This is a genomic window from Klebsiella sp. HMSC25G12 (assembly GCF_001807705.1).
Lineage (GTDB): Bacteria > Pseudomonadota > Gammaproteobacteria > Enterobacterales > Enterobacteriaceae > Klebsiella > Klebsiella variicola.
In genome coordinates, this window is record NZ_KV789815.1 from 1 (window position 1) to 1,632 (window position 1,632).

Sequence of the window (1,632 nt, forward strand, 5' to 3'; positions counted from 1 at the left end):
AAGGGACTACACTCTAGAGTGTAGTCCCTTTTCGTGGGATACTTTTTACAGGGGACTCTAGAGTGTAGTCGGGACTCTACTGGTTGATTCATTGATGATGAAATTTCATTATTTGAGTGTTGTTTTTAGTAAGAATTACAAGGAGACTTTATGCCAAGGGTTCAAGTGTATATAAGCGATCAGGCTGTTGAGAAAATAAACTCGATAATCGAGAATCGACGTTCTGGTGGGGCTAAGGATAAGGATGTTAATTTTTCAAGTATAAGTTCAATGTTGATAGAGTTAGGGCTTAGGGTGTATGAGGCACAAATGGAACGGAAAGAGTCGGGTTTTAATCAGATGGCATTCAATAAGGCTCTGTTTGAATATGTTGTAAAAACTCAGTTCACCATGAATAAAGTTATGGGAATGGAGTGTCTCAGTCCTCATGTCAAAGAGGACCCGAAGTGGCAATGGAAAAGCATGGTTCATAATATCCAGGAAGATGTGCGGGAAGTTATGCGTGCTTATTTTCCTGAGGAGGCTGAGGATAGTTCTAATGATTAGTTCTGTTTTTTGCTAATAAAAAGAATAATGATCTATCTTTTTTTGATGACATTAAATCACAAATGTTTTATGATTTTTTTAATTAGTAATTAAAATTTGTGTTTCGCAGGTATGAGAAGACTTCACCTTCTCATACCTACTGCCCATAGTAGACCTAAAAAGGAGGCCTCTATGTATCCGATGGATCGTAAAGAAAAAGACACCTGCCGTCAATCCCTCGCATCTTCTCTTGAAGTGCTCATAATGAACTATTCTTTTCCCGTTTGCATTCATGATCAGTCAGGAGATTTCCCGGCATTCAACGCAGCATTTCTACACGAGTTTGGGGGTGGGCTTAAGTCTGAAAGGAAATGGGAAGAGTTCATAGGTACAGAAACCTTTCTTGATATGCGTGAGTTAGAGTTAATGACGCAAATTCAACAATCCAACTTCCATATTGAACGATGTATTTATATCAATGGGAAACAATTTGATTTCATGATTGAAGAATTCATCATTAATGGATGTGTGTGTTTTCTGTGGAAGTTTGGACAGGCAACAAGCTCCAATAAAAAAATCAGGCGCTCACTCCCTCTTCACGCGGATATCATTAGCTTCATGAGAGCTGTAAGATCTTTGGATAAACATGAATACGACTTTTTGGGGTTTTATGCGGGCGGTGCCAGTCATAAGATAATAGGCCAATTTCTTGGCCGTGAGAATGGTTCGTCCAGAAATAAAAGTAGTCAGATACTAAAAAAACTCAACATCGGTAATCGGGATGACGCCTTCATTGTTATTCATCTTAGTGATTTGATGGAACCTATAATGAAGAATGTCAGAGATATAATAGCTAGAAATGTAAATAAATTGTTATAAAATCGATGACATTTTCTACATTGCTTTTTATTCAGAAATGGGGAAGAATTCTTTTAGCTTTTTCTATGAGGGCTTAAGGTGAAACGACTTGTTAATCGTCCTGCTACAGGTAGTGCAGTTGTTTTTACCTGTGACGATGAAACTTATCAGAAGCTGGTATTGGCGACTCTCAGAAGTGGTAGAGTTAAAGGTACTGAAGGGCTTTGTTGAATAAATCGAACTTTTGCT

General features: G+C 38.0%; 2 protein-coding genes. Both read left to right on the forward strand.

Features of this window, described 5'->3' with window-relative positions:
• The first annotated feature begins 150 nt into the window (after nt 1-150).
• The gene (traM, locus tag HMPREF3096_RS04455) at nt 151-546 is read left to right on the forward strand and encodes a conjugal transfer relaxosome DNA-binding protein TraM (RefSeq protein WP_022644714.1); all 396 of its coding nucleotides are present in this window, start codon (nt 151-153) and stop codon (nt 544-546) included.
• Nucleotides 547-717: 171 nt separating this feature from the next.
• A complete protein-coding gene (locus tag HMPREF3096_RS04460; RefSeq protein ID WP_022644713.1) occupies nt 718-1,404 on the forward strand; it encodes a transcriptional regulator TraJ family protein in 687 nt (228 codons plus the stop codon).
• The last annotated feature ends 228 nt before the right edge of the window (nt 1,405-1,632 follow it).